At 69.7% G+C, this 7196-nt stretch carries 9 protein-coding genes; 5 read left to right on the forward strand and 4 right to left on the reverse strand.

Going from position 1 to position 7196, the window contains the following annotated elements; all coding sequences use genetic code 11:
• Nucleotides 1-1691, reverse strand: a 1691-nt coding sequence (locus AC2VNT_RS13015) for an acyltransferase family protein (protein WP_486947259.1), incomplete at its 3' end; no start/stop codon positions are given.
• Nucleotides 1692-1774: 83 nt separating this feature from the next.
• The gene (ripD, locus tag AC2VNT_RS13020) at nt 1775-2416 is read right to left on the reverse strand and encodes an NlpC/P60 family peptidoglycan-binding protein RipD (RefSeq protein WP_486947260.1); all 642 of its coding nucleotides are present in this window, start codon (nt 2414-2416) and stop codon (nt 1775-1777) included.
• A 441-nt stretch (nt 2417-2857) separates the two neighbouring features.
• On the opposite strand from ripD, the gene AC2VNT_RS13025 reads away from it, so the two are divergent.
• On the forward strand, nt 2858-4153 hold the full coding sequence (locus AC2VNT_RS13025; protein ID WP_486947261.1) for an adenosylmethionine--8-amino-7-oxononanoate transaminase: 1296 nt from the start codon (nt 2858-2860) through the stop codon (nt 4151-4153).
• A gap of 62 nt (nt 4154-4215) precedes the next feature.
• Here AC2VNT_RS13025 and AC2VNT_RS13030 read toward each other — a convergent pair whose 3' ends face one another.
• Both AC2VNT_RS13030 and AC2VNT_RS13035 read right to left on the reverse strand, forming a co-directional pair.
• Complete coding sequence (locus AC2VNT_RS13030) at nt 4216-4566, reverse strand: type II toxin-antitoxin system PemK/MazF family toxin (protein WP_486947262.1); 351 nt, start codon at nt 4564-4566, stop codon at nt 4216-4218.
• Entirely contained in the window at nt 4563-4802 is a 240-nt protein-coding gene (locus AC2VNT_RS13035; protein WP_486947263.1) for a hypothetical protein, read from the reverse strand. The genes AC2VNT_RS13030 and AC2VNT_RS13035 overlap by 4 nt, the downstream gene beginning before the upstream one ends.
• A gap of 389 nt (nt 4803-5191) precedes the next feature.
• On the opposite strand from AC2VNT_RS13035, the gene AC2VNT_RS13040 reads away from it, so the two are divergent.
• The 4 genes from AC2VNT_RS13040 to AC2VNT_RS13055 all read left to right on the forward strand — a co-directional run bounded on the left by AC2VNT_RS13040 (nt 5192) and on the right by AC2VNT_RS13055 (nt 6898).
• Complete coding sequence (locus AC2VNT_RS13040) at nt 5192-5416, forward strand: hypothetical protein (RefSeq protein WP_486947264.1); 225 nt, start codon at nt 5192-5194, stop codon at nt 5414-5416.
• A complete protein-coding gene (locus AC2VNT_RS13045) occupies nt 5413-5781 on the forward strand; it encodes a hypothetical protein (RefSeq protein ID WP_486947265.1) in 369 nt (122 codons plus the stop codon). The genes AC2VNT_RS13040 and AC2VNT_RS13045 overlap by 4 nt, the downstream gene beginning before the upstream one ends.
• A 392-nt stretch (nt 5782-6173) precedes the next feature.
• The gene (locus tag AC2VNT_RS13050) at nt 6174-6653 is read left to right on the forward strand and encodes a hypothetical protein (protein ID WP_486947266.1); all 480 of its coding nucleotides are present in this window, start codon (nt 6174-6176) and stop codon (nt 6651-6653) included.
• Nucleotides 6647-6898: a hypothetical protein gene (locus AC2VNT_RS13055; RefSeq protein ID WP_486947267.1), complete on the forward strand. Its 252-nt coding sequence runs from the start codon at nt 6647-6649 to the stop codon at nt 6896-6898. Before AC2VNT_RS13050 ends, AC2VNT_RS13055 begins: the two co-directional genes overlap by 7 nt.
• The last annotated feature ends 298 nt before the right edge of the window (nt 6899-7196 follow it).

Here is a 7196-nt window from a genome sequence, read left to right on the forward strand (position 1 = left end):
ATCAGCGGGACCTTCTCGGTGGACAACGGGCAGCCCATCTTCAGGTAGGTCTTGACCTTGAAGTGGTGCCTCTGGCCGAGTAGGTCTAGGGCCGGAAGCCAGTGCTCGGCGTGTGATCCGCCGGCCAGCGCGATGGTGCGAGCGGCGTCGGTGTCGCCGTAGTCGCAGGTGATCAGCGCCGGATTGGTGAAGGTGCTGATGCAGCCGTCCGGAGTGGACGACGGCACGTCCTTCTTGGCTTCCAGGATGGTCGGCCGCATCCGCAGTTTGGGCACCCGCGTGTGTTTGACCAGCGCACGGGCTCCGGGGTAGTCGTCCCGGCTGAGGCCGACCAGTTCCTTGCCGGACGCGCGCTGCACGGTGACGTGCTCGCGCCAGCTGAACGATGTGACGGTCAGCGCGACACCCAGCAGCGCCACCGTCGAGCCGAGCGCGATCGTCGGGCGGCGCAGCTGCCGGTACCAGCCGGACCAGCGACTCGCGGCGGTCGACGGCTGGTGCCACGGGATGGTGAGCACCGGGGTGGGCCCCGGGCCGGCCGGGGACCGGTCACGCAGCGGGTTCTCCACGTAGCGGTTGGTCAGGTAGGCCAGCGCCCCGGAGACCGCCAGGATCGCCGCGCCGTCGACGAGGTTCGCGTGCCGGTGGCCGGTGTAGGAGAGCCAGAAGATCAGCAGCGGCCAGTGCCACAGATACAGCGCGTAGGCCATCGCGCCCAGGGTGACCAGCGGGCCGGCCGCCAGCAGTCGGCTCGGCCAGGGCAGCCGGTCGCGGGTGGACGGGTGGGCGTGCCGGTTCGCGCCGGCCAGGACGAACAGCACCGTCGCCCCGATCGGCACCAGCGCCCACGGGCCGGGGAACTCCCGGACGCCGTCGATCAGCGCGCCGCAGCTCAGGATCGCCGCCGCCGCGATGCCGGCGGCCACCGTCCGCAGCCACAGCGGCCAGCGGATGTAGGGGACCAGCGCCCCGGCCAGCGCGCCGAGCAGCAGCTCCCAGGCCCGGGCGAAGCTGTTGTAGTAGGCGGTGGCCTGGTTGGCCTGGTGCGCCACGATCGCGTACCAGAACGAGGCCACCGTCAGCGTGCCGAGCAGCACCACGAACGCGGGCCGCAGCCGCGCGCCGAGCGGGCGGCGCAGCAGGTAGGCGAAGCCGAAGATCAGCGCCAGGAACGTGAGGTAGAACTGGCCCTGCACCGACATCGACCAGTTGTGCTGCAGCGGGCTGACCGCCTCGCCGGCCCGCAGGTAATCCGAGGCGGTGTTGGCCAGCTCCCAGTTCTGGTAGTAGCCCAGGCTGGCCAGGCTCTGGTCGGCGAACGTCTCCCAGCGGGTCTGCGGCTGAATCCAGACGGTCAGCACCGCCGAAGCGGCCAGCACGACCACCAGGGCCGGCAGCAGCCGGCGCACCAGCCGGGTCAGCACCGGCATCGGCGCCAGCGACGAGGCCGGGTTGAGCGCGGTGCGCAGCAGCTTGCCGCCGAAGAAGAAACCCGACAGCGCCAGGAACACGTCGACGCCGCCGGAGACCCGGCCGAACCAGATGTGGTAGACGGCGACCAGGGCGATGGCGACCCCGCGCAGACCGTCCAGGTCGTGCCGGTAGAACCCGTTGCCGCGGGCGGACGTGGCAACGGGCACGGGCTCCGGGGTGGACGGCGGTGCGGGCCGGGGCGCGAACAGGGCAAACATGATCGCCCGACAATTTACCGAATCCGCCCGCCGAACCGGGACTCCTCGTGCGCCGGTGCGCCGAGGGTCGGGAAAGCCTGAGGTCAGGACTCGATGACGCGGGTCAGGTAGGGGACCATCGAGCGGGTGCGCACCCGGGAGACGGTGACCGCGGGCTCGGTGCCCTCGATCATCTGGTTGTTGCCCAGGTACAGCGCCACGCTCTGGCTGCCGCCCGGTCCGAAGCAGATCAGGTCACCGGGGCGAGCCTGAGCCGGCGGCACCTTGCGGCCGACGTTGCACTGCTCGCCGGAGGTGCGCGGCATCTTGATGCCGGCGGCGGCGAAGGCGTACTGGATCAGGCCGGACGAGTCGAAACCGACGGTGGCCGGCGACGCCAGGGCGCCGGGGGCGATGCCGGGAACGGCACCCGGGACGGTCGCGCCCGGGACCGGGACGACGGTCGGGGCCAGCTCGGCGGCCGGGGCACTCTCCGCGACCGCGGCGACCCCCGGAGCGGCGAGGGCGCTGGCCGCGCGGCTGCCGTTGGTCGGACCCGTGGTGGTGCCACCGCCGTAGACGTACGGCACGCCGCGCTGGGAGAGCGCGCGTTGGATGACGTAGTCGATCGGCTTCGCGGTTCCGGCCGGCTGGGTGCGCTGGTCGGCGGCGGCCAGCCCGGGGCCGATCAGCATCGGGGCCACGGACAGGGCCACGGCGGCGGTGACGGCATGGATGCGCTTCATTCTGGAAATCCCCTCTCGGCTGAAGCTTGGTCACCAACCATCTCTTCAGCAACTCTGATCACTTCTGTCACAGACGGTACCGGCGCCAAGCCGGCCGGCGCACCACGAGAAGGCCGGTTTGTCCGTACTGTGACCCGACGGTTACCGGACCCGGCGCGACGGTGTGACCTGGGTCTCGCGATGCGGACCGGTCACCGCCGGGCGCCGTCGGCGACGCTGCGACCCGGCCTGGCGGAGGGGGCCGGGAACGGATTTGGTGGCCCTGCCCGCGCAGCTGGGCGCAGTCGATGTTGATCTTGCGGTCAGGGCTGCGGTCTTCGGCGTTGAGCAGCCCTGGGTGCAACCTCAACGGCTGCGGATGCGCCTCGAGCGTGCCCGCGATCGTCAACCGGATACCCCCGGTCGACGTGTTCTCGGCCCACGCTCCTAGCCTCGGTGTTCATGCCCCGGCTGAGCCCCGATCAGATCAGCGCGGTCGACGCCGCCCACCTGTGGCATCCGTACAGCACGATCGGTGCGGCCGATCCGGCGCCGGTGGTAGCGGTCGGCGCGCGGGGCGCCTGGCTGACCGTTGTCGTCGACGGCGAGCAGCGGCCGGTGCTGGACGCGATGAGCTCGTGGTGGACCGCGATCCACGGCCACGGCCACCCGGTGCTGGACGCCGCGCTCACCGCACAGCTGGGCGTGCTGAATCACGTCATGTTCGGCGGGCTGACCCACGAGCCCGCCGCCCGGCTGGCCCAGCTGCTGGTGCAGATCACCCCGGCCGGGCTGGACACCGTCTTCTTCTCCGACTCCGGGTCGGTGGCGGTCGAGGTCGCGGTGAAGATGGCGATGCAGTACTGGCGCGGCCGGGACAAGCCGGGCAAGCGGCGGCTGATGACCTGGCGGGGCGGCTACCACGGCGACACCTTCGCCGCGATGAGCGTCTGCGATCCGGACGGCGGCATGCACGCGCTCTGGCAGGACACCCTGGCCGAGCAGGTCTTCGCCCCGCAGGTGCCGGCCGCCTACGACCCGGCCTACAGCGCGGCCTTCGAGGCGCAGCTCGCCGAGCACGCCGACGAGCTGGCCGCGGTGATCGTCGAGCCGGTGGTGCAGGGCGCCGGCGGGATGCGGTTCCACGATCCGCGCTACCTGACCGACCTGCGGGAGATCACCCGCCGCCACGGGGTGCTGCTCATCTTCGATGAGATCGCCACCGGCTTCGGCCGCACCGGCGAGCTGTTCGCCGCCGACCACGCCGGGGTCAGCCCGGACATCATCTGCGTCGGCAAGGCGCTCACCGGCGGGTACCTCGGGCTGGCGGCCACCCTGTGCGGCACCGAGGTCGCGCACACCATCGGAACCGGGCTGGCCGGGGCGCTGATGCACGGGCCGACGTTCATGGCCAACCCGTTGGCCTGCGCGGTCTCGGTGGCCAGTGTGGAGTTGCTGCTCGGCCAGGACTGGCGGACGACCGTGCAGCGGATCGAAGCCGGACTGCGAGCCGGGCTGGAGCCGGCCCGGTCACTGCCCGGGGTGACCGACGTGCGGGTCGTCGGCGCCATCGGGGTGATCGAGTGCGACCGGCCGGTGGACCTGGTCGTCGCCACCCCGGCCGCGCTGAGCCGCGGCGTCTGGCTGCGGCCGTTCCGCAACCTGGTCTACGCCATGCCGCCGCTGATCTGCACGCCGGACGAGATCGACCGGATCACCGCGGCGATGGTCGCGGTGGCCGGGCTGGCGGATCGATAAGCCGGCTGTCGATGCGAACCTCGGCACGGATGAAAGTCACCGTGGCCGTTGCCCGTGAAGGATCAGTCCAGGGCAACCGTCAGCATTTGGGCAAGGATGCGGTGTACTTGGCCGAGTTCGGCCCCGGTGAGCTGGATCTCAGGTGCATACCGGCGGAATCGCTCAGCAGCCACGGTACGGATTTGCTCGGTGATGACCCAGCCGCCGCCGGCTTCGATGTGTACACGGTGAATCCAGCCTGGGCGGTCAACGCTGGTCAGCGGCAGCACACAAACCAACTGCCCCATCGTCAGGTTGAGATGAAACGGTGACGATACGACCAAAGCAGGTCGATCCCTACCCTGCTCACGACCGCGTACCGGGTCGAAGTCGACAAACCAGACCTGCCCAGGCTCGACCCGCGGCGGGCTCACCGGTCCCAATCATCAGCGACCGGCGCCTCAACACCCGCCCACTGGTCGGCCTCACCGAGATAGTCCGACCAGCCGTGCGGATCGCTACCGCGGTACCGACGCACCGCGGCAACGGCGGCGGCTCGCCAATGCTCGTCAAGCAGCCGCCGAACGGTCTCATCCGCCGACGCCCCACCGAACTCGTCCCGCCCGACCTGCAACACCCGCTCACGGGTCCGCTCACTCACACGCAACATGACGCCGAGTCTACCAACACGTAAACGTTCACGTAAACGGCTTTGGTGTCCGGTCTGGGCGATCAGATCACGAAGGCCCGCTAATTAGGGGGCAGAGCCCGTCACCGCTTCCTGGGCGGTCTCGGCTCCGGCTTCGATCTCGACTTTCCACCGACGATCGAGCAACCCGGCGGCGACGACCATGCTCGCCGCGGGCCGCACGTCTGCGGCGAACAGCTCACCATCGACTGCGTCGACGCACTCGACCAGACCGGCTCGGTCGCGGAAATCACGACGCGCGTGCCCACCCGGACCGCGCGGGAGAACCCGATGGTCGCCTCGTACGGGGAGCCCGAACCGGCCCGCATGCCAGGAAGGCCGTCGTGTCCGCTGGCCGGACTGGCTGGTGGATGCGTGCTCACCTGACGAAGGTTCCCGGCCAGGGTGGTGCCGGCCCGCAGCGCAAGGTTGTCACCCGCGATGTCCCGCACACCGAGGATGTGACGGGCCGGGTGGACACCAATCGGCTGACCGCGGCCAGTGCGGCCAACAAGCCGCCGGTCGATGATCCGCCGCCGGATGAGCCGCCGGCCCCGGTGGTGCGTCGGCTCGTGACCCGCCCGCCGAAGCAGTGAGCTCGCCGGCCGGTGGCGATGAGTTTTTCGGCAGGCTCAGCGACGCCGACAAGGTGGCCTACAGCAAGGCCGAGACGGCGGCCACGTTGGCGCATCTGGACAAGTTGATCGCCGAGCTTGACGGTCTGCGGGCCGGGGTTGATGATCCGGATGGGTTGATCTCGTGTGTGCTGGGTTTTGACGGCCGGTTGTTGGAGTTGCGGATCGCTGATGCGGTCGGTGAGGTGTTGACGAATCTGGAGTTGGAGAAGCGGTTGAACACGATGCTGGCGTCGGGGACCGATGGGGTGGATGCGATGCGCAGTGATCTGTTCGCCGACGCTGATGCCAACTATGAACCCCCACAGCATTTTCCGTCACAGTGACGATAACGCGACGGGATCTGGCCCAGCGGTGGGAGCCGGGCCGGGCCCCGATACGCCCCGGCGGCGGCTGGGTTGTTTGCCGTGCCGGGCTGATTTCGGCGTTAGCACGCCCAACTCGGGTGGTTGGACACAGATTTCGCCCAGCGGGGTCGAATCAGCCGGTGGGGCAGGGGGTTACGACCGAGCCGGGGCCGGATCGCGGGGCGGGGGTGCGGTGGAGTTTGTGCCCTGCGGGTCGGATAGGGGCGTTAAGCTGGGGGATGTCGATGACACCGGAGGGACCCAGCCCGGCGGGGCCGATCCCCACCGGCGGTGCGCTGCCCCAACCGCCACCGGGTTGGCAGCCGGCCCCGCTGTCGTGGCGGCCGCGGCGGCGGGTTTCCTGGCTGGCGTTGCTGGCCACCGTGCTGGCCGCCGCGGCGTTGGTGTTGTCACTGATAGCCGTGTTGCGCCCGGCCCCGGCCGGTGACGCATCCGCCGCCGCACCGGCCGCTGATACCACCGCGGCGGATAAGGCGCTGTGTGAGGCGATCGCCCCACTCATGGGCGAAAGCCGTCAGATTATGGGGCGATTGGACAAGAGTGGCCCACCCGATTCGCAGGAGCGCGTCGCAGCACTCCCGGTCTACACCGCGGCAACCAAGGAGTGGGTGGCGAAGATGCAGCCACTCATCGATGCCCACCCTAATGCTGACCCGTTTTTTCGCCGTTCACTACAGCGCGTGGTGGACGACTCGAAATTGTTGGCGCTCGATCTGGCGGGCTCGACCGGTCGTTACTACAACTCGGATGATGTGCTCCTCCAGGACGCGATTGGCTCACTTGGCGGCCCGATGAATGCGTGCGCGGTGCTGGGGGTGAAGTGGTGGTAGGGGTCAGCGCGCCGACGTCGATGCCGACTCGGCAGTACTCGATGATGATCCTTGGCGGGTCGTGGCCGGTGACCGATCCGTCGAGTTGTCAGCAGCTGGCCGACGCCCAGCGCGACAAGGCACTCGAACTGCCGGGGTGTGCACAGGAGCTGCGCGATAACGCCGGCACCGTGACCGCCAGCATGGCCGGCGCCGGGATCAACGCCTACTCCGGCTGGTGCGACGGCACGTCGGCGTCGTACTGACCGGCGGATGTCGCAAGACTGGCGTTCGATCACGCTGCGGTGTGGTCGTTGTTGTCGAGTTTTCGGCGAGCCAGGCCGCGACGAGTGATCGGCGGGTGACACCGGGTCGGCTGGTCTCGCGGGCCGCAGGTCAGCGGACGAAGTTGGGGCCGATGTACAGCACAGCGGCTGTTTGTTGGTTGTCGCGATAGTGCCAGAGGATGAGCCAATCCTCGGACGGTGTGCGCAGTGGCATCCCCCATATCTGCTCGCCAGGGCGGGGGCGAAGACTCGCGGCGCGACAGCGTGGGTCCGCTGG

The organism is Mycobacterium sp. TH-M15 (genome assembly GCF_057473705.1).

Excerpts from the sequence above, each read along its gene's own strand:
- ripD (WP_486947260.1), bottom strand. The coding sequence starts at position 2,416 with ATGAAGCGCATCCATGCCGTCACCGCCGCCGTGGCCCTGTCCGTGGCC.
- AC2VNT_RS13025 (WP_486947261.1), top strand. The coding sequence starts at position 2,858 with ATGCCCCGGCTGAGCCCCGATCAGATCAGCGCGGTCGACGCCGCCCAC.
- AC2VNT_RS13035 (WP_486947263.1), bottom strand. The coding sequence starts at position 4,802 with ATGTTGCGTGTGAGTGAGCGGACCCGTGAGCGGGTGTTGCAGGTCGGG.
- AC2VNT_RS13040 (WP_486947264.1), top strand. The coding sequence starts at position 5,192 with ATGCGTGCTCACCTGACGAAGGTTCCCGGCCAGGGTGGTGCCGGCCCG.